The sequence below is a fragment of the Pseudomonas capeferrum genome (assembly GCF_000731675.1).
Lineage (GTDB): Bacteria > Pseudomonadota > Gammaproteobacteria > Pseudomonadales > Pseudomonadaceae > Aquipseudomonas > Aquipseudomonas capeferrum.
The window spans coordinates 1,554,577-1,579,935 of the sequence record NZ_JMIT01000001.1 but is presented as its reverse complement, the minus strand read 5'-3'; the positions used below and the strand labels follow the sequence as shown (position 1 = coordinate 1,579,935).

The 25,359-nt window shown below is 64.3% G+C and carries 22 protein-coding genes and 2 pseudogenes; 12 read left to right on the top strand and 12 right to left on the bottom strand.

Features of this window, described 5'->3' with window-relative positions; all coding sequences use genetic code 11:
• Positions 1-14 precede the first annotated feature (14 nt).
• The 8 genes from PC358_RS07145 to PC358_RS07110 all read right to left on the bottom strand — a co-directional run bounded on the left by PC358_RS07145 (position 15) and on the right by PC358_RS07110 (position 9,180).
• Complete coding sequence (locus PC358_RS07145; protein ID WP_033698501.1) at positions 15-2,216, bottom strand: xanthine dehydrogenase family protein molybdopterin-binding subunit; 2,202 nt, start codon at positions 2,214-2,216, stop codon at positions 15-17.
• Positions 2,213-3,214, bottom strand: coding sequence for an FAD binding domain-containing protein (locus PC358_RS07140; RefSeq protein WP_033698500.1), 1,002 nt, complete (start codon positions 3,212-3,214; stop codon positions 2,213-2,215). Before PC358_RS07140 ends, PC358_RS07145 begins: the two co-directional genes overlap by 4 nt.
• Positions 3,211-3,738, bottom strand: coding sequence for a (2Fe-2S)-binding protein (locus tag PC358_RS07135; protein WP_033698499.1), 528 nt, complete (start codon positions 3,736-3,738; stop codon positions 3,211-3,213). The genes PC358_RS07140 and PC358_RS07135 overlap by 4 nt, the downstream gene beginning before the upstream one ends.
• Before the next feature lie 97 nt (positions 3,739-3,835).
• On the bottom strand, positions 3,836-5,623 hold the full coding sequence (locus tag PC358_RS07130; RefSeq protein WP_033698497.1) for a thiamine pyrophosphate-requiring protein: 1,788 nt from the start codon (positions 5,621-5,623) through the stop codon (positions 3,836-3,838).
• Positions 5,624-5,734: 111 nt separating this feature from the next.
• Entirely contained in the window at positions 5,735-6,289 is a 555-nt protein-coding gene (locus tag PC358_RS07125; protein ID WP_033698495.1) for a PqiC family protein, read from the bottom strand.
• 17 nt (positions 6,290-6,306) lie between these two features.
• The gene (locus PC358_RS07120; protein ID WP_033698494.1) at positions 6,307-7,962 is read right to left on the bottom strand and encodes a PqiB family protein; all 1,656 of its coding nucleotides are present in this window, start codon (positions 7,960-7,962) and stop codon (positions 6,307-6,309) included.
• Positions 7,943-8,587 carry a paraquat-inducible protein A gene (locus PC358_RS07115; RefSeq protein WP_033698493.1) on the bottom strand — a complete coding sequence of 215 codons (645 nt, stop codon included), beginning with the start codon at positions 8,585-8,587 and terminating at the stop codon, positions 7,943-7,945. The genes PC358_RS07120 and PC358_RS07115 overlap by 20 nt, the downstream gene beginning before the upstream one ends.
• Positions 8,584-9,180 (bottom strand): paraquat-inducible protein A, encoded by a 597-nt coding sequence (locus PC358_RS07110; RefSeq protein WP_033700120.1) that lies wholly within the window; start codon positions 9,178-9,180, stop codon positions 8,584-8,586. The genes PC358_RS07115 and PC358_RS07110 overlap by 4 nt, the downstream gene beginning before the upstream one ends.
• Positions 9,181-9,825: 645 nt before the next feature.
• On the opposite strand from PC358_RS07110, the gene nosP reads away from it, so the two are divergent.
• Together nosP and nahK are read left to right on the top strand one after the other, a co-directional pair.
• Positions 9,826-10,989: a nitric oxide-sensing protein NosP gene (gene nosP / locus PC358_RS07105; RefSeq protein WP_033698491.1), complete on the top strand. Its 1,164-nt coding sequence runs from the start codon at positions 9,826-9,828 to the stop codon at positions 10,987-10,989.
• Positions 10,919-13,579, top strand: a complete 2,661-nt coding sequence (gene nahK, locus PC358_RS07100; protein WP_077068451.1) for a hybrid sensor histidine kinase/response regulator NahK/ErcS' — start codon at positions 10,919-10,921, stop codon at positions 13,577-13,579. Before nosP ends, nahK begins: the two co-directional genes overlap by 71 nt.
• Here the strand turns inward: nahK and PC358_RS07095 are convergent.
• Together PC358_RS07095 and PC358_RS07090 are read right to left on the bottom strand one after the other, a co-directional pair.
• The gene (locus tag PC358_RS07095) at positions 13,564-14,229 is read right to left on the bottom strand and encodes a response regulator transcription factor (protein WP_033698488.1); all 666 of its coding nucleotides are present in this window, start codon (positions 14,227-14,229) and stop codon (positions 13,564-13,566) included. The two genes, nahK and PC358_RS07095, sit on opposite strands and share 16 nt — an antisense overlap.
• Before the next feature lie 57 nt (positions 14,230-14,286).
• Positions 14,287-14,847, bottom strand: a complete 561-nt coding sequence (locus PC358_RS07090; protein ID WP_033698487.1) for a PQQ-dependent catabolism-associated CXXCW motif protein — start codon at positions 14,845-14,847, stop codon at positions 14,287-14,289.
• Between the two features lie 265 nt (positions 14,848-15,112).
• Here PC358_RS07090 and PC358_RS07085 point away from each other — a divergent pair.
• Positions 15,113-15,829: pseudogene (locus PC358_RS07085) on the top strand (sensor histidine kinase); the annotation flags it as partial.
• A complete protein-coding gene (locus PC358_RS07080; protein WP_033698486.1) occupies positions 15,829-16,467 on the top strand; it encodes a response regulator in 639 nt (212 codons plus the stop codon). The pseudogene PC358_RS07085 and the gene PC358_RS07080, both read left to right, overlap by 1 nt.
• A 119-nt stretch (positions 16,468-16,586) precedes the next feature.
• Here the strand turns inward: PC358_RS07080 and PC358_RS07075 are convergent, their stop codons facing one another.
• Positions 16,587-17,246, bottom strand: a complete 660-nt coding sequence (locus PC358_RS07075; RefSeq protein WP_033698485.1) for a pentapeptide repeat-containing protein — start codon at positions 17,244-17,246, stop codon at positions 16,587-16,589.
• A 64-nt stretch (positions 17,247-17,310) separates the two neighbouring features.
• The gene (gene exaA / locus PC358_RS07070) at positions 17,311-19,206 is read right to left on the bottom strand and encodes a quinoprotein ethanol dehydrogenase (RefSeq protein WP_033698484.1); all 1,896 of its coding nucleotides are present in this window, start codon (positions 19,204-19,206) and stop codon (positions 17,311-17,313) included.
• Positions 19,207-19,457: 251 nt separating this feature from the next.
• Between exaA and pedF the strand changes: the two genes are divergently transcribed.
• The 8 genes and pseudogenes from pedF to pqqE all read left to right on the top strand — a co-directional run bounded on the left by pedF (position 19,458) and on the right by pqqE (position 25,282).
• The gene (gene pedF / locus PC358_RS07065; protein WP_033698482.1) at positions 19,458-19,919 is read left to right on the top strand and encodes a cytochrome c-550 PedF; all 462 of its coding nucleotides are present in this window, start codon (positions 19,458-19,460) and stop codon (positions 19,917-19,919) included.
• Positions 19,920-19,937: 18 nt separating this feature from the next.
• On the top strand, positions 19,938-20,705 hold the full coding sequence (locus PC358_RS07060; RefSeq protein ID WP_033698481.1) for a quinoprotein dehydrogenase-associated SoxYZ-like carrier: 768 nt from the start codon (positions 19,938-19,940) through the stop codon (positions 20,703-20,705).
• Between the two features lie 41 nt (positions 20,706-20,746).
• The gene (locus PC358_RS07055) at positions 20,747-21,688 is read left to right on the top strand and encodes a quinoprotein relay system zinc metallohydrolase 1 (protein ID WP_033698480.1); all 942 of its coding nucleotides are present in this window, start codon (positions 20,747-20,749) and stop codon (positions 21,686-21,688) included.
• Positions 21,689-21,880: 192 nt separating this feature from the next.
• Positions 21,881-23,401 (top strand): acetaldehyde dehydrogenase ExaC, encoded by a 1,521-nt coding sequence (exaC, locus tag PC358_RS07050; protein WP_033698479.1) that lies wholly within the window; start codon positions 21,881-21,883, stop codon positions 23,399-23,401.
• 229 nt (positions 23,402-23,630) lie between these two features.
• The gene (gene pqqA / locus PC358_RS26990; protein WP_003253598.1) at positions 23,631-23,702 is read left to right on the top strand and encodes a pyrroloquinoline quinone precursor peptide PqqA; all 72 of its coding nucleotides are present in this window, start codon (positions 23,631-23,633) and stop codon (positions 23,700-23,702) included.
• A gap of 53 nt (positions 23,703-23,755) precedes the next feature.
• Positions 23,756-23,893: pseudogene (locus PC358_RS26985) on the top strand (pyrroloquinoline-quinone synthase PqqC); the annotation flags it as partial.
• Positions 23,890-24,162: a pyrroloquinoline quinone biosynthesis peptide chaperone PqqD gene (gene pqqD / locus PC358_RS07045; protein WP_033698477.1), complete on the top strand. Its 273-nt coding sequence runs from the start codon at positions 23,890-23,892 to the stop codon at positions 24,160-24,162. The pseudogene PC358_RS26985 and the gene pqqD, both read left to right, overlap by 4 nt.
• Positions 24,140-25,282 carry a pyrroloquinoline quinone biosynthesis protein PqqE gene (pqqE, locus tag PC358_RS07040; RefSeq protein WP_033698475.1) on the top strand — a complete coding sequence of 381 codons (1,143 nt, stop codon included), beginning with the start codon at positions 24,140-24,142 and terminating at the stop codon, positions 25,280-25,282. Before pqqD ends, pqqE begins: the two co-directional genes overlap by 23 nt.
• Positions 25,283-25,359 lie beyond the last annotated feature (77 nt).

The window sequence follows — 25,359 nt, the reverse complement described above, 5'->3', positions numbered from 1 at the left end:
GAGCTGAGGGCGTGCTACAGCAGCTTATCGAGCGTGATCGGAAATTCCCTCACCCGCTTGCCGGTGGCGTGGTAAATGGCGTTGGCCACCGCCGCTGCCACCCCGACCACACCGATTTCCCCCACGCCCTTGGAGCCCAGCTCGTTGACGATGTCGTCGTGCTCTTCGACGAAGATAACCTCGATTTCACCGCTGTCGGCGTTTACCGGTATGTGGTATTCCGCCAGGTTGTGGTTGAGGATTCGCCCCAAGCGGTGATCGGTTTGCGTCGCTTCGTGCAATGCCATGCCGATACCCCAGATGACACCGCCGAGGATCTGGCTGCGTGCGGTCTTGGGGTTGACGACGCGGCCCGCTGCCACAGCGCTGACCACCCGGGTGACCTTGACCGAGCCCAGGTCTTCATCGACCTGCACCTCGACGAACACGGCGCAATGGGTCGCGGTGGCGAAGGGTTTGCGCTTGGCGCTGGGCGCTGCTTCGACCTGCACCTCGAAAAACCCCTCGGGGGCACTGGCCACGATGTCCGCAAGTGCAAGGCGGTGGTTGCCTGCCTGTAGGTAGCCGTCAGCGAACGTGATTTTTTCAACCGGCGCTTTACCGACCTCAGGGTAATGCTGGCGTGCATGCGCAAGCACCTTGCTGCGCAGGGCCAGGCACGCCTGGCGCACGGCCGAACCTACCGACGACACCGTGAAAGACCCACCCTGCAGCGGCGCGGTCGGCAGCGAAGAGTCCCCCAGCACAAAGGTCACGTCTTGCACACGGGCGCCAGCGGCGTCGGCCGCGATCTGCGTCATGACGGTGTAGGTGCCGGTGCCGATGTCGGTAGTCGCGCTGCTGACGGTCAAATGCCCTGCGCCATCGATGCGCGCCTTGGCACTGGCTTTCATCTGCATGGCCTCCCAGACCCCGCCTGCCATGCCCCAGCCAACCAACTGCTGCCCATGGCGCATGCTGCGGGGTTGTGGGCGGCGGTTGCCCCAGCCAAAACGCTGGGCACCCTGGTCATAGCAGGCCAACAGCTCCTTGCTCGAATAGGGTTTGCCCTCGTTGCCATTGATGGCAGCGAAATTGCGACGGCGCAGCTCTAGCGGGTCGATATCGGCTGCGCACGCCAGCTCATCCATGGCGCATTCCAGGGCGATCATCCCGGACGCGGCGCCCGGTGCGCGCATGTCCAGCGGGGTGTACACATCCAGGGGCGCAAGGCGGTAGCTCAGGGCAACGTTGTCGCACTGGTAGAGCATGCCGCTCCATTCCACCAGGTGCTCGGTGAAGTCCTCGAAGCGTGAGGTCTGGCCAAGCGCGTCATGGGCAATCGCCAGCAACCGCCCCTGCGAATCGGCCCCCAGGCGCAGCCGTTGCTGGGTGCGGGGCCGGTAGCCGAAGGTGAACATCTGCTGGCGGGTCAGCGTGACACGCACCGAACGTTGCAGGTGCAAGGCCGCCATCACCGCCAGGGGCAGCTGGTACTGCGGGCGCAACCCCGAGCCGAAGGCACCGCCGACGAACGCTGCCAGCACCCGGACTTTTTCCTTGGGCAGGTCGAATACCTTGTGCAGGTAGTCCTGGCAATTTTGCGTACCTTGGGTTTTGTCATGGATTTCCAGGCTGCCGTCGGCCTGGTACAGCACCGTCGAAGCATGGGGCTCCATCGGGTTGTGGTGTTCGTTGGCAGTGAGGTAGGTCGCGTCTACCTGCACCGCGGCGTTGGCAAACTGCCCGGTAAAATCGCCGCGAGGGGCGGGCGTTTCGGCGGGTGCCGGGTGCGTTTTGTCGAGTACGCTGGCCAGGTCGGTTTCATGGGGTTCTTCGAGGTACTCGACCTTCACCAGCGAGCCTGCATACCTTGCCAGCTCCAGGCTTTGCGCGACCACCAGCGCCAGGGGCTGGCCGCTGTACAGCACGCGATCGTTGAACAACGGCCGAAATGGCGTGCCCTCGGCCGAGTCGGCGTCACTGTAATCGTCGTCGTAACTGGAAATGCGAGGGCGATGGGCATGGTCCAGCACGGCGATTACCCCCGGCACGCTCAGTGCCTGGGCAGTGTCGATGCTCAGCACCCGCCCACGGGCGATCGTGCTGGACACCACGCTGCCATGCAGCAACCCGGCCTGTGGGTACTCGCCCGCATAGCGCGCCTGCCCGGTGACTTTCGCCACACCGTCGACACGGTCCATGGCCGTGCCCACTACCGCTGTTTTGATGTTCATGAAGTTGCCCCCCTGGCTTTTGCCCCGAGCGCCGCATCGCTTAATGCGCGCACGATGGCACGTTGCGCGAGGGGCACCTTGAAGCCGTTGTGGGCCAAGGGTTCTGCCCCTTGCAGCAGGGCGTCGGCCGCTTGGGTGAACAGCGCCTGCGTGGGCGCCTGGCCGATCAACGTGCGTTCGACAGCCGGGTCTCGCCAGGGCTTGTGGGCCACGCCACCCAGCGCCAGGCGTGCGTCCTGGATCACGCCGCCATTGAGGTTCAACCCGGCGGCAACCGATACCAGTGCAAACGCATAAGACGCCCGATCGCGGATCTTCAAATAGCGGTAGTGGTCTTCGAACGTGGGGGGCGGCAGTTCGAGGGCGGTTATCAGCTCATCGGCGGCCAGTTGATTGTCGCGCTCCGGTGCGTCCCCGGGCAGGCGGTGGAAGTCGGCGAAGGGTATCTGGCGTTTGCCGGCCCGGCCCTGCACATGGACCACGGCCTCGAGCGCTGCCAGCGCCACACACATGTCCGAAGGGTGTGTCGCAACGCAGGCATCGCTGGCACCGAGGATGGCGTGGATACGGTTCAGGCCTGTGCGCGCCGGGCAGCCGCTGCCTGGCTCGCGCTTGTTGCAGGGTGTGCCGGTGTCATAAAAGTAGTAACAGCGGGTACGTTGCAACAGGTTGCCGCCGGTACTGGCCATGTTCCGCAACTGCGGCGAGGCGCCTGCCAGAATGGCCTCGGCCAGCAGGGGATAGTGCTGTTCGATCACAGAGGCCCAGGCCAGCTCGGCATTGCTGACCAGTGCGCCGATCAGCACGCCACCGTTCGCGGTGGCCTGAATACCGTTCAACCCGAGGCCTGTTATGTCGATCAGGCGCTCGGGGCGCACCACGTTTTCTTTCATCAGGTCGACGAGGTTGGTGCCACCGGCGATGAAACGTGAGGACACGTCGGCCAGGCCGACGGCTTCGCCGACCGATGCCGGCTTGTGGTAGCTGAACGGCGTCATGCGCGCGGCCCTCCCTGCAGGTTGGCCTTGGCGCGCATCAGCGGCAGTGCTTCTTCCACCGCCGCGATGATGTTGCTGTAGGCCCCGCAGCGGCAGAGGTTGCCGCTCATCTGCTCGCGAATGGCTTCGCGCGTGCAGGCGCGCCCTTCTTCTGCCAGGCCAACGGCGGAGCAGATCTGGCCTGGGGTGCAGTAACCGCACTGGAAGGCATCATGGGTAATGAATGCGCGCTGCAGGGGGTGCAGTTCGTCACCCTTGGCCAGGCCTTCGATGGTGACCAGGTCAGCGCCGTCACACATGACGGCCAGGGTCAGGCAGGCGTTGACGCGTTTGCCGTCCCGTAACACCGTGCAGGCACCGCATTGGCCATGGTCACAGCCTTTCTTGGTGCCGATCAGGTCCAGTTGCTCGCGCAGTAGGTCGAGCAGTGTCGTCCAGGGGTAAACCTGCAGCGACCTGGCCTGGCCGTTGATCGTCAGGCGGAGGGGGTGTGCTTCGCCACTCTGGGGGGAGTTTGCGCTCATTGGGTGTCCTCACGATTGGGGGGCGCACAGTCGACTGCGTCTACGGTGTGCGACTGACCCTGGCGGGCAAACGTTCAGCGTTTCTGCCCAGCTGCCGTCACTTCTTCCCCGGTAACACCGAACTGAGCACCTGCTTGGCCGTCTGCACGATGACCCCGGCCTGGTCAGGGTCGCCCTTGAGCAAGGTACTGGCGAATTTCTTCGCCTGTTCCAGCTTGATATGCGGCGGCAGGGGCGGCACGTTGGGGTCGGTCTTGAACTCGATCAGCACCGGGCGATCGGCGTTCAGTGCGCGTTCCCAGGCGGCTGCGATGTCTTCTTCACGGTCGACGAAAATGCCCTGCAGGCCGATGGAGATTGCGAACAGGTGGTAGGGCACGTCGGGAATCGACTGCGACGCTTCGAACTTGGGGTCGCCTTCCATGACCCGCTGTTCCCAGGTGACCTGGTTGAGGTCCTCGTTGTTGAACACCGCACAGATCCATTGCGGGTTCTCCCACTGCTGCCAGTACTTGGCCACGGTGATCAGCTCGGCCAGGTTGTTCATCTGCATCGCGCCATCGCCGACCAGGGCCACCACCGGGCGCTGCGGATGGGCGAATTTCGCGGCAATGGCATAGGGCACGGCGGCGCCCATGCAGGCCAGGCCGCCGGACAATGAACACTGCATGCCTTGGCGAATCTGCAGGTCGCGCGCATACCAGTTGGCGCAAGAGCCGGAATCACTGGTCACAATGCTGTCGTCTGGCAGGCGCGGGGACAGCTCGTACACCACGCGCTGCGGGTTGATCGGCTCGGCATGGACCATGGCACGTTTGGCCAGGGTGTTGTCCCAGCGTGCGCGCCAGCCTTCGACCTTCTTGCGCCAGCGCCGGTCGGTCTTGTGTTGCAGCAGGGGCAGCAATGCACGCAAGGTCTCGCCAGCGTCACCGACCAGGTTGACCTCCATGGGGTAGCGCAGGCTCAGCATGTCGGGTTGCAGGTCGATCTGCACGCCACGGGCCTGGCCCTCCTTGGGCAGAAACTCGGCATAGGGGAACCCCGAACCGACCATCAGCAGGGTGTCGCATTCGTTCATCATCTGGTAGCTGGGCTCGGTCCCCAGCAAGCCGATGGCGCCGGTCACCCAGGGCAGGTCATCGGCTACTGCAGCCTTGCCCAGCAGCGCCTTGGCCACCCCAGCGCCCAACGTGTCTGCGATGGCGATGATTTCATCGGTTGCCTGCAAGGCCCCGGCGCCCACCAGGATGGCGACCTTGCGCCCGGCGTCGAGCACTTCGGCGGCGCGTTGCAGGTCGCTGTCATAGGGCACCACCTTGGGTTTGCTGTAGCCGATGCCCGAATGCACGGTGCCGTGGGCACGTGGCGGTTCGTGGTAGGGCAGGTCCTGCAGGTCATTGGGCAGAATCACCGCCGTCACCCGTCGCTCGCCGACGGCAGTGCGCACGGCGCGGTCGAGCAGGTGGCGTACCTGCGAAGGTGTGGAGGCCTGCTGGACGAATGCACCGGCCACGTCCTTGAACATCGACAGCAGGTCCAGCTCCTGCTGATAGTGGCCACCCAGTGCCGCCCGTGCCTGTTGGCCGACGATGGCCAGCACCGGCATGTGGTCCATGCGCGCGTCGTACAGGCCCGTGAGCAAATGCGATGCGCCGGGGCCTGAAGTGGCAATGCACACGCCCAGTTCGCCGGTGAACTTGGCGTGGGCACTGGCCATGAACGCGGCCATCTCCTCGTGGCGCGCCTGGATGAACTGGATCTTGCCGTTGGCCCGGCTCAGCGCGCCGAACACGCCATTGATGCCGTCGCCGGGGTAGCCGAAGATGCGCCGCACCCCCCATTGATACAAACGCTCCACCAGAAAGTCGCCTACCGTGCCCGTCATTGTCTGCTCCCGTGCTGTGGTCGATAGGGGTCTGGACTGGGCTTGCGCTGGGAAAGTTTCAACGGTGTGAACAACTGCTAGCGCGGCGGCTGGCGTGACGACCCCGCAGCTTCAACCATTGGCAGGGCAAGTGCCGCTTGACGACGCGGCGGCCTGGCTGATCAGGGCCGCCAGGCGCTTGACGTTGGCTTGCTGGGCAATCACCACGTCATCGATGCTGCTGCCAGCGGCGGTCTGCAAGGTGCTGCGGCAGGTCAGCTGGGTATTGGCTTCGCGGGCGCGCAAGCGCCACCTGGCGTCCAGCAGTGCGTACTGCCCCGGCAGTGAATCGAAGCGTTGCACATCCACGCGCAGGGACAGCTTGCGAGCGGGGCGGGTATTGCTCAGTTGGTCGACCAACGCGCTGCGCAGCTCATCCACCAGCGTGGCGCCCCACCACTGCGTCTCGAGAATCGCCAGGCTGCTGTCGCCCTGGCGGATCACCAGCTGTGGCCGGTCGACCTGTGGCGGAACGCTGACACTTTCGATCAGGATCTCGTCCGCGGCGTTGTGCGACGTGGGTGCCGGCTGCGCCGGCGTGAGGGTATGGAACTGGATCGGGTCGCTGCGGCAAGCGCCCAGGGCCAATAGCGCGACCAGCAGGGTAATCCTTGGCAGCTGGGTCATGTTCAACACTCCTGTGGTCATTTGCGGGGCGGCCCTTGCAGGTCCATCGGCCCCGCGTTGTCCGGGCGGCCACGGATCAGCGACTCGGGGTTGCGGCCCAGGTAGTCGGCAAGCTCGCGCAGGGAGCGCGACATGCGCCCCAGCTCGTCGAGCGTCTGGGTCAGCTGTTCACGCTGTGGCGAGTCTTCGGCCAGGGTCGAATTGGCCGACTTCAGGGTATTGCTGACCTCTGCCAGGGTGTTCTGCACCCCTGGCAAGGTCCGTGCGTTGAACTGGGTCAGGCCCTTGCGCAGCTCTACCAGGTTGGCATCGAGGTTACCGGCAATACGCTCCAGCGGCAGCCGGTTGAGCTTGTCGACCATGGTCTGCAACTGCTCCTGAAGCAGCTCCAGGCTGCCTGGTATGGTCGGGATGACCACCGGGCGGGCCGTCGGGTCGAAGGCCACCTTCTCGGCTTTGGGGAAGAAGTCCAGGGCGATGTACAGCTGGCCGGTGAGCAGGTTGCCACTGCGCGCCTGGGCACGCAGGCCGTTGTCGATGAAGGTGCCGATCAGCTTGGCGGCGGAGGCTTCGTCATTGGGGTCGTGCTGCAGGGCCTTGATCATTTTCTCGTGCGCACGGCCCAGGCGCTGAGGGTAGATGACGATGCCGACATTCACCGGGAAACTGCGTTTGACTTCATCGTAGTCCAGGTTCACCGCGACCACTCGGCCAATCTCCACGCCCAGGAACTCGACCGGCGCACCGACCTTGAGGCCGCGCATCGCCTGGTCGAAGCGTAGCGCCAGGTACTGCGCCTTGCCGGCGGGCGGGGCCAATGCACCGGCCTGGTCGGCGAACAGTTCAAAGCGCTGGTTCTCGCTGGCGGCCGTGTCGTTCGGGTTGTAGTCCGGCGCGCGGAAGGCGATGCCGCCGACCAGGATCGACGACAACGACTCGGTTTTCAGCGCAAAACCATTGGCGCCGACCTCCACATCAATGCCGCTGGCGTTCCAGAAGCGTGTGTTGGCGCTCACGAAGGCGTCGTTGGGTGCATGGATGAAGATCTCCACGTCCACCCCTTTACCTTCCTGGTCGAGGGCGTAGGCGACCACCTGGCCGACCGGGATCTTGCGGTAATACACGGGCGAACCGATGTCCAGCGAGCCTAGGTCCTGGGTGTGCAGGGTGAAGTGCTTGCCGGGCTCGCCGTAGGTGATGGCCGGCGGGTTCTCCAAGCCGATGAAGTGCTTCACGCGGGTGCTCGACTGGCCGATGTCGGCGCCGATGTAATCGCCCGAAAGCAGGGTGTCGATGCCCGACACGCCACCGGCGCCGATGCGCGGGCGGACTACCCAGAACTTCGAGTCCTCGCGGGTGAAGCTCTCGGCCTGCTTGTCGAGCTTGACGGTGGCGTTGACGTTTTTCTGGTCGTCACTCAGGGCCACTTCGGTGACGTGACCGATCACCACGTTACGGTAGCGTACCTCGGTCTTGTTGGCCGCCAGCCCCGCGCCGGTCTTGAAGGTGAGGGTGATGGTCGGGCCTTCCTGCATCAGGTTGTGCACGACCAGGGAAAGCCCGACCAGCACGGCCACGATGGGCACGATCCACACCAGGGAAAAGCCGAAGCGCCGAGTCTTGACCGGTGCAGGGCCGGGAATGGGCGGGCGGTCATTGCTGGATGGGGTCATCCATGAGCTCCTTGTCAGGTGGCGTGTCCCAGATCATGCGGGGGTCGAAACTCATCGCTGAGAGCATGGTGAACACCACCACCAGGCCAAAGAACAGGATGCCCGGACGCGGCTCGATGTCACCCAGCGATTGAAACTTCACCAGCGCCGCGACCAGCGCTACCACCAGCACATCGAGCATCGACCAATAGCCGATCAGTTCAACGAAACGGTAGAGCTTCGAGCGCTGCTGTTGCGCCCAGGTACTGCCGCGCTGGACGGTGATCAAGAGCATCGACAGGGCCACGAACTTCACCCCCGGCACAGCGATGCTGGCGATGAAGATGATCAGCGCAATGTCCCAGGCGCCGTGCTCCCAGAACTCCAGCACGCCGCTCATGATGGTGCTGTCGGCGCCGCTGCCGAGCATCATGGTGTTCATCACCGGCAGCACGTTCGCCGGTACATAGAAGGCCAGGGCGGCCAGCAGGTAAGCCCAGGTGCGGCCCAGGGAATTGGTCTTGCGCCGATGCAAAGGGGCGTCGCAGCGCGGGCACTGGTGCGGTTCGTCGTGCATGTCGCAGGCCAGGCCACAGCTGTGGCACAGGCACAGGTCAAGCTCGCTGGCGGTTGGTGGCCGGCTCATGGCATGTCCCACAAGTCACGAATATCGCGCCCGGCGATACGGATCATCAACAGGCTCAACACGGCCAGTGCGAGCAGGCCGATACCCGGCAGTACATCGAGCATACCGGCGAGTTTGAACACCGCCACCATCGCCCCCAGCAGGCACACTTCGAGCATGCTCCAGGGGCGCAAGGTCTCCAGCCAGCGCATGCACAGCTTGAACGCGGGGGAGCGGCGGGCGGTGAGGGCAAAACCTAGCACCCAGATGAGCAACAGCAGCTGGAAGGCGGGGGCGATGATGATCGAAATGGCCGCGACCATGGCCATGAAGGTAATCGGCCCCTGGCTCAATGCCAGCACCGAGTCCCATAACGTGGCACTGTTTTTAAGCCCCTGCAGGCTGATGCTCATCACCGGGTAGAAGTTGGCAAACAACCACAGCACCGCAGCCGTGAAGCTTAATGCCAGGCGTTGTTCCACCGTCAAGCCGTTGTGCCGCTGCAGCACACCGCCGCAGCGCGTGCACACGGTTTTCTGATGTTTGGCGAGCAATGCCTTCTGATAAACGCAATCGCAGTGCTCGCAGATGATCAATTGCTCGGGTGTGGACATCATGATGCTCTGATCAACCGGCAGTGAGGCCTTTCTGAATATAGAAGCGCTCTAGCATTAGGCAAATGGCCGGCGGACGAAACACGGATTGGCCCTTGGCTGGCCAGGGGGCGTACGCGGAGTGTTCGCCTTGGGGTTTTCAGTGCCTATGAGATCGAGCGCCGCCCGCGCGGCGCATCGCGACGCAAGGCCGCTCCTACATTTGTTTCGGGCCAGTGAGGCCAGTGGCATTTGCGCGCGACCGCCTTGTTTGTACGACGCGATATTGAGGGGGGCACCAAGGGGCCGCGCGCCAATGCCACAGGAATAATTGGCCCGAAACAGATGTAGGAGCGGCCTTGCGTCGCGATGCGCCGCGCGGGCGGCGCTCGATCTCATAGGCGCTGAAAATGCCAAGCCTGGCACCTGCGGCGCTCGATCTCATAGGCGCTGAAAATGCCAAGCCTGGCACCTGCGGCGCTCGATCTCACAGGCACTGAAAACCCCAAGCCTGGCACCTGCAAGCCCTAACCCTATCTCGCGCCAAGCCCCAATCCGCCCCCCCTCTACACCCATCGAACCCCAAACCCGCTACCCAAGTAGCATTCGTCCCCCCGTGCGTCCTCCGTACACTCAAGCCTCAGACACCCCGCGCCGGAGACCACGATGCAGCAGGCCCAAAACGACGGTGTTGTCAGCGCCATGTCACAGGCAACCGACGCGCGGCTGGCGGCCCAGGACCTGGCGCGGCAACTGCTGCACCCGCACCTGGGCTTCGTGCTGTTCTTCTGTTCGGCCGAATACAATCTACGCGAGCTGGGCGAGGCCCTCGAACAAGGTTTCGGCGGCATCCGCCTGGTCGGTTGCACCAGTGCCGGCGAAATCACCCCGCTGGGCTACGGCCGCAATTGCGTGACGGCAGTGGGGTTCGATCATCGGCATTTCTCCATCGCCACCGAACTGATCGATGAAATGGAGCACTTCAGCCTGATCGACGCCCAACAGCGGGTCGAGCGCCTGGTCGGCACCTGCCGCAGCAATACCCTGGCGCCGATCAAAGGCCACAGCTTTGCCCTGACCCTGCTCGACGGTTTGTCCAGCCGCGAGGAGATGATCCTCGCCGCCCTGAGCGCAGCACTGGGGGACATCCCGCATTTCGGCGGTTCGGCCGGCGATGACAACTACCTGACCCGCACCCATGTGTACTTCGGCGGCGCCTTCCACAGCGGTGCGGCGGTGGTGGTGCTGGTCAACACCTGGCTCGATTTCGAAGTGTTCACCACCCACCACATCCTGCCGCGCCAGGAAAAGTTGGTGGTGACCGGCGCCGACAGTGCCCAGCGCCGGGTCTTCGAGCTCAATGCCGAACCCGCTGCCGAGGAGTACGCCCGGCACATCGGCGTGCCGGTGGCCGAGCTCGATCACCGGGTTTTCGCCGCCCACCCGCTGGCAGTACGTCTCCACGACCAGTACTACGTGCGGGCGATCCAGCAAGTGCACCCGGACCTGAGCCTGAGCTTCTACTGCGCGGTGGAGAACGGCATCGTGCTCACGGCCATGGCCCCAGGGCCACTGTTGCCGAACCTGCACAACGTGTTCGATGGCTTGCACCGGCGCCTCGGCCCGTTGCTGCTGACCATCGGCTGTGACTGCTTCCTGCGGCGCCTGGAGCTGGAAGCCCAGGGCAGCCTGGCGCAGGTCGGCGGGTTCTTGCGCGAGCAGCGGGTGATGGGCTTCAACACCTACGGAGAGCAGTTCAATGGCATGCACATCAACCAGACCTTCACCGGGGTCGCCATTGCCCGCAACCGAGCTGCGCTCAGCCGCTGAACTGCAGGCCGAGGTCGCCCGGCTGCAGCACGAAAACCATAAGCTGCAGCGGATCAATGGCGCACTGATCGAGCGCATCGAGTCCGGCGTGACGCGTGGCAACGACCCGTACGCGGCGTTCCAGCATTCGGTAGTGCTGGCCGAGCAGGTGCGTGAACGCACCGATGCCCTGAACCAGGCCATGGCCGAGCTCAAGGCCGGCAACCATCTGCTCGGCGAAGCCCGACTGCGGGCCGAGACGGCCCACCAGCACCTGATCGACGCCATCGAAAGCATCTCGGACGCCTTCGTGCTGTTCGATCAGAACCAGCGGATCGTGCTGTGCAACAGCCGCTTCAAGGCCTTCTGGGCCAACACCCGGGTGCGCATCATTGCCGGCATGCGCCTGGCCGAGGTCAAGCGGCTGATGACGGCCAGTGGCCTGTTCAGCGAAGAAACCCGCGGGCACGCCGACGAGCACCTGCTGTACCGGCTGTATAACGGGCGCTGGCTGCAAGTCAGTGAACGGCCGACCTGCGAAGGCGGGCGAGTGATCCTGTTTACCGATATCACCGAGGTCAAGCTCAGCGAAACCCTGCGCCGCGAGCAGGCCGTGGCACAGAAGTCGCACCTGTTGCAGCGGGCGGTGGACAACCTGTCCCAGGGGGTGGCCATGGTCAATGCCGAGGGGGTTCTGGAACTGTGGAACCGGCGTTTTTTGGAGCTCAGCGGCTTGGCTCCAGTCGCTGCCCACCGGCCCTTTGCCGAGGTGATCGGCGACAGCGAACTGAGCCTGTTGACCCCAGACAGCCGCGACGCCAACGGGCGGGTCATCCACGAGTGCGAACAACGCCTGTACGACGGGCGCATGCTGGAAATCCGTACGCATCCGCTGCCCACCGGCGGTTTCGTCAACACCTTCACCGATATCACCGAGCGCTACCAGCACGCCGAAGCCCTCAGCGAAAGCGAGCGCTGGATACGGCTGATTACCGACCATGTGCCGGCGCTGATCGCCTACCTCAATGCCGACCTGGTCTACGAGTTCACCAACAAGGTCTATGAACAGTGGTATTGCTGGCCGCGCGGCGTAATGCTCGGCCAGAGCCTGCGCGAGGCCCACAGCGAGCAGCATTACCAGCGCCTTGAAGCCTACGTGGCGCGGGCGCTGGCGGGGGAGAGCGTGACGTTCGAGCTTGCCGAAACCAACATCAACGATCAGGAGCGCTACATGCTGCGCTCCTACGTCCCCAACCGCCTGGCCAACGGTGAAGTGGTGGGGATCTTCGTGCTGATCCGCGACATTACCGAGCGCCGCAAGACCGCCGAGGCCCTGCACCAGGCCTACCAGAACCTGGAGCAACGGGTGCGCGAGCGCACCGCCGAACTGACCCGCCTCAACGACCAGCTGCTGCGCGAGATCGATGAGCGCAGCCACGCTGAATCGCGCTTGCGCGAGGCCAAGCGCGAGGCCGAGCAGGCCAACCTGTCGAAAACCAAGTTCCTGGCCGCCGTCAGCCATGATCTGCTGCAACCCTTGAACGCGGCGCGGCTGTTCACCAGCGCCTTGCTCGAGCGCCGCGAGCCGCAGCAGAGTGTTCAACTGGTGCGTAATGTCAGCAATTCCCTTGAAGACGTGGAAAACCTGTTAGGCACCCTGGTGGACATTTCCAAGCTTGATGCCGGGGTGATCAAGGCCGATATCGCACCCTTCGCCCTCAGCGAGCTGATGGACAACCTCGCCGCCGAGTACGCCCAGGTGGCGCGCAGCGAAGGGCTTGAGTTGCACTTCGTGGGCTGTTCGGCCGTGGTGCACAGCGACATCCAGCTGCTGGCGCGGATTCTGCGCAACCTGCTCAGCAATGCCATCCGCTACACCCGCAGTGGCCGCGTGGTGCTGGGCTGTCGGCGCCAGCACCGCGGCCTGTGGATCGAGGTGTGGGACAGCGGGATCGGCATCGCCGAAGAACGCTTTGACGAAATGTTCCAGGAGTTCAAGCGTGGCGATGTGCAGCGCCCGGACCAGGACCGAGGCTTGGGCCTGGGTTTGGCTATCGTGGAGAAGATCGCCGGCATCCTCGGCCATCGGATCCGTGTGCGCTCATGGCTCGGCAAGGGCTCGGTGTTCGCTGTCGAGGTGCCGCTGAGCGCCACCGCGCCCAAGCCACAGCCGAGCCTGGCAATCAGCGAGCCGATGCTCGAACGCCTGCGCGGGGCGCGGGTCTGGGTGCTGGATAACGACGCGGCGATCTGCGCCGGCATGCGCACACTGCTGGAAGGTTGGGGTTGCCGGGTGGTCACGGCACTCTCGGAGCAAGACCTGGCGCGCCAGGTGGACAACTACCACGCCGAAGCCGACCTGCTGATCGCCGACTACCACCTGGGCAACGGCTGCAATGGCGTTGATGCGGTGGCGCGGATCAATGCCCGCCGTGCGGTGCCGTTGGCGGTGATGATGATCACCGCCAACTACAGCAACGAACTCAAGCAACAGATCCGTGAGTTGGGCCACACCCTGATGCACAAACCGGTGCGGCCTATGAAACTCAAGACCGCGATGAGCCACCTGCTGGCCGGCAACGCCACGCAGCCTGATCAGCGGCGCAGGTAGTCGCCGAAGTCGATATCGCCGGCACTGAGGATCGCCTGTACACGATTGTGCACATTGAGTTTGCGCAGAATCGCCGAGACATGGGCCTTGACCGTGGTTTCGGCGATATCCAGGGTGTAGGCGATCTGCTTGTTCGACTCGCCCTTGGTCATGCGTTCCAGTACCAGCAGTTGCTTGCGGGTCAGGGCCTGGAGCATCTCCGGCGGGAAGCTCGGGGCCTCGTTCAGGCGTCGGCTGGTGCCGGGCTTCTGGGCGCGGATGATGTCTGGGGGCAGGTAGACATTGCCGTTGAGGATCTGCTCGATCGCTTCGATCATCTGTGAGCGCGGCGAGGACTTGGTGATGAACCCCACGGCGCCATAGGTGATGGCCTGCAGCACGATCTGTTTTTCCTGCTCGGCCGAGACGATCACCACCGGTGTGGTCGGTGCTTCGTTGCGCAAGGTGATCAGGCCATTGAGGCCGTGCATGCCTGGCATGTTCAGGTCGAGCAGGATCAGGTCGAGGTCGTCATGCGCTTGGGTCAGCGCCAGGGCGCTGTCCAGGTCGGCAGTTTCCATGACTTCGCTGCCTTGGAAACCATCGCTGATGACGTTGTGGATGGCTTCGCGAAACAGTGGGTGATCGTCGGCAATCAGAATTTTGTACATGGCCTTTTCACCTCGTTGTTCTTGGATGGGGCGGGCACGCGTTCGCAGGCGGTCAGTTCAGGGAAAGGGCTCTGGCTGCGCGGCTTGCAGCGGCAGCTTGGCGTTTTGCCAGGCGTCCAGGCCATCGCGATACCAATACAGGTTCTTATAGCCCAGGGTCGCTGCGCGTTTTACCGCGTTCCAGCTTAACCAGCAATCGGCGCGGCAGTAAAAGACCAGCGGTTGATCCATATGGCCGCCGGTGGCTTTTTGCAGATGGCGTGCGAAGTAGGCTTGCCAGGGCGGGCTCAGCTCACCGTCACCGGTGTTGGCCAGCCAGTAGCTGCCGGGGAGGTTGGTGTGGGGGTGGTCTTCGATGAAGCGCCCTTGCAGCCATTGCCGGCGATAGACATCGACCAGCACCGGCCTGGGCTGTTGCCCCAGCAGGCCCTGCAGTGTGGCGGTATCGATAACCTGGGCGCCCTCGACCTGGTGCGGGGTCGGGCTGCGATAGAGGGCGGTGCGATAGCCCTCGGCGGAGAACAGCGGCGTCGTGTCGGCCTGGGCGACGCCCAGCGACAGACTCAGCGAAAGGGCCGCCAGCAAAGGGCGCGGCAGCCTGGGCAGGGCACGTGGCATGGCTTTGTCCTTTTTGTTATAGGCCCATTACATGCCAGCAGGGGTGCTTTGTGAATGCGACGATAGACAGCAAAGCCAGTACTAAAGTAGTAGTTGGCCGTGGCTGATGACCCCAGTGGGTTGCGGGCCTATGCAGAAAGTAGCGGTTACCCGGCACCAAGGTAGTAAATCCGCTGGGGGTGCTCGGTTCTACGATGGGCAGCAGCGCACCCCAGGCTGGGCGCGCAACCCTTGAGGAGAACCGCCTATGCGCCTGGTCAAAGTGCTGCTTCTGCCGTTGCTGCAGATCCGCTGGGCGGTGCGCCGGGGCAGGGGGTTGCTGGATGAGCTGGCCCAGGCCCAGGCCGCCAATGCCCAGCTGACTCAGGCCCTGCTGGCGGTGCAGGAGCAGGAGCGCACACGGCTGGCGCAGGCCCTGCACGATGACCTCGGGCAATACCTGGCGGGCATCCGCGCCCAGGCCTGCCTGCTGCGCAGGGTGGCCGACCAGCCTGCGCGGGTGGAGCAGACCGCGCAGGCCCTGGCACTCCATTGCGATCACCTGCAGCAGGGCTTTCGTGCGCTGGTGCACGACCTGTATCCGGTGGCCTTGCACCAGGTACCGCTGGCCGAAGCCTTCGGCCAGTTGGTAAGCCAATGGCAGGCCAGCCAGGGCATCGATTGCCGCCTGCGGGTCGCTGAGCACCTGCCGACGCTGAGTGGGGCAAGCCGGGTGCACTTGTATCGGTTGCTGCAGGAGGCGTTGACCAATGTCGCCCGGCATGCCGGCGCCAGCCAGGTGCGGGTACGCCTGCAACGCAGCGCCAAGGGCGTGCGCCTGCTGATCCGCGACAACGGCTGCGGCGCATGCCAGCCCCAGCGCCCCGGGGTGGGGCTGCATTCGATGGCCGAGCGCGCCCGCAGCCTGGGCGGCGAATTGCGCATCCTCAGCCGGCCGGGTGCCGGTTGGGCGCTGGCCCTGAACATGCCCGTGGAGGTCTGATGAATATCGTCCTGGTCGATGACCACGCGGTGGTCCGTCAAGGTTACGCCAGTCTGCTGCGGGCAGTGCTGCCGGCGTTGCAGGTGCGCGAGGCCGCCAGCGGCGAAGAGGCCCTGGCCCGGGTTCAGGAGCAAGTGCCGAACCTGGTGATCATGGACTTTGGCCTGCCAGGCATCAGCGGCCTGGAAACCACCCGCCGCCTGCGCCAGCGCCTGCCACAGTTGCGGGTGCTGTTTTTCAGCCTGCACGATGAACTGCCCCTGGTGCGCCAGGCGCTGGATGCGGGGGCCTCGGGTTACCTGACCAAGAGCGCGGCGCCCGAGGTGTTGATCGAGGCGGTGCAGCGGGTGTTGGCCGGGCATGCCTACATCGAACAAGGGTTGGCCACCCAGCTGGCGTATACCCCACAACAGAGCGCCAGCGACCCGCGCATGCGGCGCATGACCCAGCGTGAAATGGAGATTTTCGTGATGCTGGCCAAGGGCACACCGATGCGGGTGATTGCCGAGCAGTTGTGCATCAGCGCCAAGACTGTGTCCAACCACCTGACGTTGCTCAAGAGCAAGTTGCAAGTCAGTTCCCATGCCGAGCTGGTGCATCTGGGAATCGACATGGGGGTGGTGAGGGTGGCGGGGTGAGGGTGGGGATGAGGATTGTGGGGGGCACACAAAAAATCTGGCAGGCCCCAAGCGTTCGGCTTGATAGGTTTGGCGCTCGATCTCACAGGCGCTAAAAACCCCACGGCGAACACCCCAACTCATTTATCCCAAGTCTCAGGACACCCCGCACACCCCTCCATATTCGCCTCCTGGAAATTCCCATAATGCTGCCGCGCCCCGCGCAGGTCGGCCCCTGCCAGGTTGCTCTGGCCAAACTTGGCTTCCTGCAGGTTGGCATCGCCAAGCTTGGCCCCTTGCAGATCTGCCTTGCTCAGCCAGGCCATCTCCAGGTCCGCCGCCTGCAGGTTGGTCTGGTGCATCTTCGCCCCAGAAAGCCTGGCGAACTGCAGGTACGCAGCGCTCAGGTCGGCACTTTCAAACTGCGCACCTTGGGCGAACAGGCCCCAGCCTTGAATGGCAATGAGCCGGGCATGGCTCAGGTCTGCCAAGCGCAGGTTGCTCTGCTGCAGGCTGGCGCGGGTCAGGTTGGCGCCCTGCAAGCGTGCTTTTTCCAGGTTGGCCAGGTCCAGCTGGGCATGGCGCAGGTCGGCCTCGCGCAGGTCGGCGCCGGCCAGGTTCATCTTGCGCAGGTCCTGGTTGGCCAGGTTGGCGCCACGCAGATTGGCCCCCGGGCACTGGCTCGCTTCGGCGATGACACAGCCGTTGACGGTCAAGGGGGTATCGTTGCCATCGTCGTCGGCGTTCGCGGCCAGGGCAGGTGTCAGGGCCAGCAGCAGGGCAAAAGGCAGGTAGTTCATGGCAAAAGGCTCTCGGCGAAAGGAGGGCTGTTGCGGGGCGCGGGCTGGCCGCGCCCCGCAGGGATCAACGCTGAGCGGTCTTGGTGTCCCAACTCGGGATCTTGAACACCCAGAACGAGCCGCCCTGGGCCACCGGCTTGGTCAGCTCGGCCATGTCGCCGCCCCACAGCGGCACGGCGCCGCCGTAGCCCACGGTCACGCCGATGTACTGCTCGCCGTCCTGTTCCCAGGTGATCGGCGGCGAGACGATGCCGCTGCCGGTCTGGAACTTCCACAGCTCCTTGCCCGTCTTGGCGTCGAAGGCCTTGAAGAAGCCGTCGCCCGTGCCGGTGAACACCAGGTTGCCCTTGGTCGCGAGTACGCCGGCCCACAGCGGCAGGTGCTCCTTGTGCTCCCAGACCAGCTTGCCGGTGCTCGGGTCCATGGCGCGCAAGGTGCCGACGTGGTCGTCATACATGCGCTTGATGCGAAAACCCATGCCCAGGTAGGCCGAGCCCTTCTTGTAGTTCACCTCCTCTGTCCAGTACTCCTCTTTCCACTGGTTGCCGGGGATGTAGAACAGGCCGGTGTCCTGGCTGTAGGCCATGGGGTTCCAGTTTTTACCGCCCAGGAACGGCGGCGAGACTTCCACTGGCTTGCCCTTGGTTTCACCCGGTAGCGGCTTGGCCGGACGCTGGCCGGGGTTTTCGACCGGGCGCCCGGTCTTGAGGTCGATATGGCTGGCCCAGGTGATGTTGTCGACGAAGGGGAAGGCGTTCTGCAGTTTGCCGTTGTTGCGGTCCACCACGTAGAAGAAGCCGTTGCGGTCGGCGTGGCCGGTGGCTTTGACCACCTTGCCGTCCTTGTCCTTGTAGTCGAACAGCACCAGTTCGTTGTTGCCGGAGAAGTCCCAGGCATCGTTCGGCGTGTGCTGGTAGAACCACTTCACCTCGCCGGTGCTCGGGTCGACGCCGACCTGGCCCGAGGTATAGAGGCTGTCGTAGTCGTGGGGGTTGCCATCCTTGGAGGTGCGCGCCCAGGTATTCCAGGGGCCAGGGTTGCCTGCGCCGACAATGATGGTATTGCTCTCGGCGTCGAAACTGGCGCTCTGCCAAGGGGCGCCGCCGCCGTGGCTCCAGGCCTCGACCTTGCCGGTTTCGGTGGTGGCGTCGTCTGGCCAGGACGGCGCCTTGACGTCGCCGGTCGGCGTGCTGTCCTTGCCGTTCAGGCGGCCCATGTGGCCCTCCACGAAGGGCCGCATCCACACTTCTTCGCCCGTGTCCGGGTCACGGGCGAACAGCTGGCCGACCACGCCGAACTCATCGCCGGAGCTGCCGTGGATCAGCAACACCTTGCCGCTGGTCTTGTCCTTGATCAGCACCGGGGCGCCGGTCATGGTGTAGCCGGCGCTGTGGTCGCCGAACTTCTTGTTCCACACCACCTTGCCGGTGCGCTTGTCCAGGGCGATGAGGCGGGCGTCGAGGGTGCCGAAGTAGATCTTGTCGCCGTAGATCGCCGCCCCGCGGTTGACCACGTCGCAGCACGGGCGAATGTTGTCCGGCAGGCGGTGGTTGTAGGTCCACAGGCGTTTGCCGGTCTTCGCATCGAGGGCGAACACCCGTGAGTACGAGCCGGTGACGTAGACCACACCGTCGCTGACGATGGCCTGGGATTCCTGGCCGCGCTGCTTCTCGTCGCCGAAGGAATACGACCAGGCCGGGGTCAGCTTGAACACGTTCTGGTCATTGACCTGGGCCAAGGGGCTCCAGCGCTGGGCGTTGGTGCCCATGCCGTACTGCAGTACGTCCTGGGTGGTCAGGTGGTCGTTGGCGATGTCTTCCCAGGTCACGTTCTTGCCGGCCGGTGCCGCGGTCGCGCTGGCCGCCGTGGCCGCCGTGCAGAGGGCCAGGCTACCGGCCAGCAGCAGGGCCCGCACGCCCAGGGCCAGAGGGGAAAGGGCGGGTAGCGATCTTATTGTCATGGTTGCAGTTCCCTGTGGAGTTTTGGCCTGCACAGGGTGGGGCGGGGCGGCTGTCGGGGATACGGAAAAAGTCCCGCCCTTGCCGGGAAAAGTTCCCGGTCGGCACCTCATTTGGCCCTTCGCCACAAGCCCTACTACCAAGGGAGTACGGCCCGGCCACCAAAGCAGCATACGGCCGCCTGCGGGCTGTTTCTAAGATGGCGGCACGGCCTCTGTGGTTGAGGCCTTGCGTGCAACTTGAGGGCATAACAATGACAACAAAACGCAACGTCTTGCTCGCTACAGGCCTGCTGACCGGCGCTTTGCTGACCGGTACGGCCTGGGCCCATGGCAACGTGGTGCCCCAGGCAGTGGAAACCAAGGGCTTGACCCCGATCAAGGACGCCGGGGTCAGCCTGGACGGCGACGGCTGGGCGGCGGTCAACCCGTACCGTACCTCCGCCGAGCACGACAAGGCCGTGGAAATCGGCGCCTCGGCGTACAACCAGAACTGCGCTGCCTGCCATGGCCTGGAAGCCAAGTCCGGCGGCATCGCCCCGGATTTGCGCATGCTCGATGTCGGCGAGGCAGGGGATGAGTGGTTTGTCGAGCGGGTGCGCCACGGCGCGGTGCGTGACGGGCGGGTGTACATGCCAAAGATGGCCGACTACCTGAGCCAGGAAGCCCTGTGGGCAGTGCGCACCTACCTGGACAGCGTGCACGTCGAGGAGTGACAACCCTAGGAGCAGGTGATGAACTGGCGAACGACTATGCTGCTGGCCTGCTGGATGCCCTGGGCAGCGCAGGGCCTGGCCACTGAAGCGAGTGCCCACCCGGACCCGGTACCGTCGGTGATGTGGGACTTCTACCACAAGCAGTTGCTGGGGCAGGCCGCTTTCGTCTTCGATGATCGGGTCAAGCTGCTGGCGCCGCCCTTTGCCGAGGACGCACGCCAGGCGCCGCTGGAAATCGACGCCCGGGCGTTCACCGGCGAGGTGGTACGCATCATTGCCTGGGCCGAGCTCAACCCGCTGCCGCGCATCGTCGATTTCGAGCCGGGCGAGCGCGTGCTGCCGTGGCTGTCGGTGCGCATCCGCATTGAGCAGGCCACGCCGCTGCGTGCGGCGGTGCTGACCCGCGACGGCCTTTGGCATGTCGGCTCGACCTTGATCGATGCTGCAGGTGGAGGCTGTACGGCGCCCAGCGTGGTGCGCAGCCAGCCCGGCTGGGAGGAACACCTGGGTGAAGTGCTGGGCGGTCGCTACCCGCGAGGCGATACCAGCCGCCTGCGTTTGCAGGTGGCCCACCCGATGGACAACGGCCTGGTCAGCGGCATCCCCGAATTCTTCCTCAACCATGCCGAGTTGCAAGACGCGGATGGCCAGCGCCTGGCCAGCCTGGAACTGTACCCGGCGGTCAGCGAAAACCCCAACCTGGGCTTCGATATCCAGGGCCCTGGGCTGACCCGGCTGGTGTTGCAGGACAACAGTGGCAACCGCTTCGAGGCGACCGTTCGTTGAGCGTGTTGCTCGCTTTCATTCCCCGACCCGAGGCGCCCGCCATGCGTTGGACCTTGCTGTTGCTGCTATGCCTGGGCCTGCCGGCCTGGGCCGACCTGGACTATCGCCTCACGCCCCGGCAGATCGCGCAGGGCACCTGGTTGCTGGAGGGCAGCACCGACAATTTCGCCAAGGGCAATGGCGGCAATGTCGTCAACACGGCGTTCATTGTCACCGACTGCGGCGTGGTGGTGATCGACAGCGGGCCGTCCAAACGCTATGGCGAGGCCTTGCGCCAGGCCATTGCCGCGATCACCGACAAGCCGGTGGTCGAACTGCTGCTGACCCACCACCACCCCGACCATGTGCTAGGCAACCAGGCGTTTGCCGATGTGCCGATTGGCGCCCTGGCAGGCACTGGCGAGCTCTTGCGCCAGCAGGGCGACGCCATGGCCGAGAACATGTACCGCCTGGTCGGCGACTGGATGCGCGGCACCGAGGTGGTGCTGCCGACCCGAGTGCTGGAACCAGGCGTTCATGAGGTTGGCGGCCACCGGCTGCGGCTGTTGGCGTTGGGCGGGCATACCGGCGCTGACCTGGCGATTTTCGATGAGCAGACGGGCGTGCTGTTTGCGGGTGACCTGGTGTTCCATGAGCGTGCTCTGACCACGCCCAACAGCCCGGGGCTGGAGGTTTGGCTCAAGGACCTGGATACCCTGCAAGCCTTGCCCTGGAAGGTGGTTGTACCCGGGCACGGGCCGGTGGCCAGCGATGCGCGGCCGTTTGCGCAGATGCGCGACTACCTGGGCTGGCTCGATGGTCTGATGCTTGAGGGTGCGGCGCGGGGGGATGACATGGTCGAGATGATCCGCAGCCCGATACCCGAGCGGTTTGCCGGTATCAGCTTGAGCCGGTATGAATTGATCCGCAGTGTCAGCCATCTTTATCCGCGTTATGAACGTCAGCGGTTGCAGCGGGTTGATGGGGGGAGGGTGGGGTTGTAGCGATCGGTTTGGCATTTTTGGCGCCTGGGTCATCGAGCGCCACAACCCTCAAACTGAACCCCGACCCTTCGCGCCCCTACTACCAAATGACGAGACCTCCACTGCCAACGATGCATTCGTCTGGCACGCGGGGCTTTTTACCATGGCTCCATCGCCCGTCGTCGGACAGGCATCGACCCGCAGAGGCTCAGCATGATCTACGCACAACCCGGAACGCCAGGCGCTGTCGTGGCCTTCAAACCCCGCTATGGCAATTTCATCGGCGGCGCGTTTGTGCCACCGTTGGGTGGCCAGTACTTCACCAACAGCTCGCCGGTCAATGGCCAACCGATTGCCGAATTCCCACGCTCCACTGCCCAGGACATCGACCTGGCCCTGGACGCCGCGCACGCCGCCGCCGAAGCCTGGGGCAAGACCTCGGTGCAGGAGCGCGCGCGGGTGCTGCTGAAGATCGCCGACCGCATCGAGCAGCACCTGGAAGTGCTCGCTGTGACCGAAAGCTGGGACAACGGCAAGGCCGTACGCGAAACCCTCAATGCCGACGTGCCGCTGGCAGCAGACCACTTTCGTTATTTCGCCGGCTGCATCCGCGCCCAGGAAGGGGGCGCGGCAGAGATCAACGAACTGACCACGGCCTACCATTTCCATGAACCGCTGGGCGTGGTCGGGCAGATCATCCCGTGGAACTTCCCGCTGCTGATGGCCGCCTGGAAACTTGCCCCGGCCCTGGCCGCCGGTAACTGCGTGGTGCTCAAACCCGCCGAGCAGACGCCCTTGTCGATCACGGTGTTTGCCGAGCTGATCGCCGACCTGCTGCCCGCAGGTGTGCTGAACATCGTCCAGGGCTTCGGCCGTGAAGCCGGCGAGGCCCTGGCCACCAGCAAGCGCATTGCCAAAATTGCCTTCACCGGTTCCACCCCGGTGGGCTCGCACATCATGAAGTGCGCGGCCGAGAACATCATCCCGTCCACCGTGGAGCTGGGCGGCAAGTCGCCGAATATTTTTTTCGAAGACATCATGCAGGCCGAACCTGCGTTCATCGAAAAGGCCGCCGAAGGCCTGGTGCTGGCGTTCTTCAACCAGGGCGAGGTTTGCACCTGCCCTTCACGAGCGTTGATCCAGGAGTCGATCTACGAACCGTTCATGGCCGAGGTGATGAAGAAGATCGGCAAGATCACCCGCGGCAACCCGCTGGACACCGAAACCATGGTCGGCGCCCAAGCCTCGCAGCAGCAGTACGACAAGATCCTCTCCTACCTGCAGATCGCCCAGGACGAGGGGGCGCAGTTGCTCACCGGCGGCGGCGCCGAGCGGCTCGACGGCGACCTGGCCAGTGGGTACTACATTCAGCCGACCCTGCTCAAGGGCCACAACAAGATGCGCGTCTTCCAGGAAGAGATCTTCGGCCCGGTGGTGGGCGTGGCCACCTTCAAGGACGAAGCCGAAGCCTTGGCGATCGCCAACGACAGCGAGTTCGGCCTGGGCGCAGGGCTGTGGACCCGAGACATCAACCGCGCCTACCGCATGGGCCGGGCGATAAAGGCCGGTCGCGTGTGGACCAACTGCTACCACCTGTATCCGGCGCATGCGGCGTTTGGTGGTTACAAGAAGTCTGGGGTGGGCCGCGAGACCCACAAGATGATGCTCGACCATTACCAGCAGACCAAAAACCTGCTGGTGAGCTACGACATCAATCCGCTGGGCTTCTTCTAAGCGCACACAGGCCCAGCGGTAGGGTGCCGCTGGGCCTGGATGCAACGACGCACGCGCAGAGGGCTCTGGGTGGGCGCCTCTGCGCGCGCGTCACCCGTTTGCGTAATGTCCCGTGTCACCCCCTACCAACGCACCCCGCAAGCTCGTTCCAAAGTAGCATTCGGCCCGTCGCCCCCCCGTGCATTAATGCCTCTACCGGAATCGCCCGGCAATAGAAGAGGACTGCCCCATGTGGACTAAACCCGCTTTTACCGACCTGCGCATTGGCTTCGAAGTGACGATGTACTTCGCCAATCGTTGATGGCCTTGCGGCCATCGTTGCGATGGCCGTTTCTTCTCTGGGAATTGCAGCCCATGCTGGAGATCCTCCAGTTCAAGCTCGATGTGCTGTGGAGCATGCTCGATGCCATGAGCATGGCGTATGAGCTGCAGCGGCTGCCGTATCACAGCGTCACTCGGGACAACGTCTGGCATCGGGGGATTATCCTGTGAAGCTGATCGAGCGTGAGCAGGCGCTGGCCTTGCGCCGCGGTTTTCGCCTGCAATGGGAGCCACGCCAGGATTGCCATGTGCTGCTGTACCCCGAAGGCATGATCACCCTCAATGCCAGCGCCGGCTGGGTCCTCGAATTGCTCGACGGCCAGCGCAGCGTGGCGCTGATCATCGACAGACTGGTGCAACGCTTCCCCGGCGTGCCGGGGCTGGATGAAGATGTGCTGGCGTTTCTGGAGGTGGCCCGTGCCAAATACTGGATCGAATGAGCCACGCCCGGGGCCGCCGCTGTGGTTGCTGGCGGAACTGACCTACCGCTGCCCGCTGCAGTGCCCGTATTGTTCCAACCCGCTGGACTTTGCCCAACAGGGCGAGGAGCTGACCACTGAAGAATGGATCCGGGTGTTCCGCGAGGCGCGGGCGATGGGCGCCGCGCAACTGGGCTTCTCTGGCGGCGAACCGTTGGTGCGCCAAGACCTGGCAGTGCTGATCGAGGCCGCGCGGGGCATGGGTTACTACACCAACCTGATCACCTCCGGCATCGGCCTGACCGAACAGAAAGTCCGCGACTTCAAGCGCGCCGGGCTTGACCATATCCAGATCAGCTTCCAGGCTGCCGACGAGGCGGTCAACAACCTGCTGGCCGGCTCGCGCAAGGCGTTCGCGCAGAAGCTGGCGATGGCCCAGGCGGTCAAGGCCCAGGGTTATCCGATGGTGCTGAACTTCGTGACCCATCGGCATAACATCGACCAGATTGCCGAGATCATCGAGCTGTGCCTGGCCTTGCAGGCGGACTTCGTCGAGTTGGCGACGTGCCAGTTCTACGGCTGGGCCGAGCTCAACCGTGCAGGCCTGTTGCCGACCCGTGAGCAGTTGCAACGGGCCGAACGGATTACCCAGGTTTATCGCCAGCGGTTGGAGGCCGAGGGACATCCATGCAAGCTGATTTTCGTCACGCCGGACTACTACGAAGAACGCCCAAAGACCTGCATGAACGGCTGGGCCAATCTGTTTCTCGACATCACCCCGGATGGCACTGCGCTGCCGTGCCACAGCGCCCGGCAGCTGCCCGTGAGCTTCCCCAACGTGCGCGAACACAGCATCGAGCATATCTGGAACGACGCCTTCGGCTTCAACCGTTTTCGCGGCACGGCCTGGATGAAGGAGCCCTGCCGCTCCTGCGATGAAAAGCACCAGGACCTCGGTGGCTGCCGCTGCCAGGCCTACATGCTCACCGGCAATGCGGCCAATGCCGACCCTGTGTGCAGCAAGTCGCCGCACCACGGCGTCATCCTCCAGGCCCGGCAGGAGGCGCAGGCAGCGGGGCAGGGCATGGTGCAACTGACCTTGCGCAACGAAAAGGCGTCGCGCCTGATTTTTCGGGGCTGAGCCCTTGCCACCCTTTGGTCTGGTTACTTTCGTTGCGGGATGCTTTACGCTGGCGGTTACCTTTCAGAACAAAAAAA

Excerpts from the sequence above, each read along its gene's own strand:
- PC358_RS07145 (WP_033698501.1), bottom strand. The coding sequence starts at position 2,216 with ATGAACATCAAAACAGCGGTAGTGGGCACGGCCATGGACCGTGTCGAC.
- PC358_RS07140 (WP_033698500.1), bottom strand. The coding sequence starts at position 3,214 with ATGACGCCGTTCAGCTACCACAAGCCGGCATCGGTCGGCGAAGCCGTC.
- PC358_RS07135 (WP_033698499.1), bottom strand. The coding sequence starts at position 3,738 with ATGAGCGCAAACTCCCCCCAGAGTGGCGAAGCACACCCCCTCCGCCTG.
- PC358_RS07130 (WP_033698497.1), bottom strand. The coding sequence starts at position 5,623 with ATGACGGGCACGGTAGGCGACTTTCTGGTGGAGCGTTTGTATCAATGG.
- PC358_RS07125 (WP_033698495.1), bottom strand. The coding sequence starts at position 6,289 with ATGACCCAGCTGCCAAGGATTACCCTGCTGGTCGCGCTATTGGCCCTG.
- PC358_RS07120 (WP_033698494.1), bottom strand. The coding sequence starts at position 7,962 with ATGACCCCATCCAGCAATGACCGCCCGCCCATTCCCGGCCCTGCACCG.
- PC358_RS07115 (WP_033698493.1), bottom strand. The coding sequence starts at position 8,587 with ATGAGCCGGCCACCAACCGCCAGCGAGCTTGACCTGTGCCTGTGCCAC.
- PC358_RS07110 (WP_033700120.1), bottom strand. The coding sequence starts at position 9,180 with ATGTCCACACCCGAGCAATTGATCATCTGCGAGCACTGCGATTGCGTT.
- nosP (WP_033698491.1), top strand. The coding sequence starts at position 9,826 with ATGCAGCAGGCCCAAAACGACGGTGTTGTCAGCGCCATGTCACAGGCA.
- nahK (WP_077068451.1), top strand. The coding sequence starts at position 10,919 with ATGGCATGCACATCAACCAGACCTTCACCGGGGTCGCCATTGCCCGCA.
- PC358_RS07095 (WP_033698488.1), bottom strand. The coding sequence starts at position 14,229 with ATGTACAAAATTCTGATTGCCGACGATCACCCACTGTTTCGCGAAGCC.
- PC358_RS07090 (WP_033698487.1), bottom strand. The coding sequence starts at position 14,847 with ATGCCACGTGCCCTGCCCAGGCTGCCGCGCCCTTTGCTGGCGGCCCTT.
- PC358_RS07080 (WP_033698486.1), top strand. The coding sequence starts at position 15,829 with ATGAATATCGTCCTGGTCGATGACCACGCGGTGGTCCGTCAAGGTTAC.
- PC358_RS07075 (WP_033698485.1), bottom strand. The coding sequence starts at position 17,246 with ATGAACTACCTGCCTTTTGCCCTGCTGCTGGCCCTGACACCTGCCCTG.
- exaA (WP_033698484.1), bottom strand. The coding sequence starts at position 19,206 with ATGACAATAAGATCGCTACCCGCCCTTTCCCCTCTGGCCCTGGGCGTG.
- pedF (WP_033698482.1), top strand. The coding sequence starts at position 19,458 with ATGACAACAAAACGCAACGTCTTGCTCGCTACAGGCCTGCTGACCGGC.
- PC358_RS07060 (WP_033698481.1), top strand. The coding sequence starts at position 19,938 with ATGAACTGGCGAACGACTATGCTGCTGGCCTGCTGGATGCCCTGGGCA.
- PC358_RS07055 (WP_033698480.1), top strand. The coding sequence starts at position 20,747 with ATGCGTTGGACCTTGCTGTTGCTGCTATGCCTGGGCCTGCCGGCCTGG.
- exaC (WP_033698479.1), top strand. The coding sequence starts at position 21,881 with ATGATCTACGCACAACCCGGAACGCCAGGCGCTGTCGTGGCCTTCAAA.